At 66.6% G+C, this 533-nt stretch carries 1 protein-coding gene; it reads right to left on the bottom strand.

What is annotated here, in order from left to right:
* On the bottom strand, nucleotides 1–533 hold a 533-nt coding region (locus AB4Y92_RS25425), incomplete at both ends, for a molybdopterin cofactor-binding domain-containing protein (protein WP_441822140.1).

Genomic DNA, 533 nt, shown 5'->3' with positions numbered 1-533 from the left:
GCATTGGCGACCGCAGGACCGATCGGCGGCACGCCCGGTTCGCCGACGCCGGTGGGCGCTTCGGTCGAACTGATGATCGCGACCTCGACCTCCGGCATCTCGTGGATGCGCAGCGAGCGATAGGTATCGAAATTGGCCTGGACCGGCCTGCCCTGGTCGAGCGTGATCTCGCCATAGAGCGCATGACCAAGACCAAAGCCGATACCGCCCTCCATCTGCGCCCGGATGATGTCGGGATTGACCGCGACGCCGCAATCCACCACGCACCAGACCTTGTGAACCTTCGGCTCGCCATCAGTGCCGAGCGAGACCTCCGCGATCTGCGCAACGAAAGAGCCGAAGCTCTCGACCACCGCGACGCCGCGGGCGCGGCCGTCGACCGGGCCGGAGCCATTCCACTTCGCCAGTTCGGCGACAGCCTTGAGCACGCCGACGGCACGCGGATGCCGGTTCATCAGGCTAAGCCTGCCGGCAACCGGATCCTGCCCCGCCACCTGCAGCAGCTCGTCGATGAAGCACTCGACCGCATAGGC

This window comes from Lysobacter sp. TAB13, from assembly GCF_052113885.1.
GTDB lineage: Bacteria > Pseudomonadota > Gammaproteobacteria > Xanthomonadales > Xanthomonadaceae > Lysobacter > Lysobacter gummosus.
This window is presented reverse-complemented; position numbering and strand designations above follow the sequence as displayed.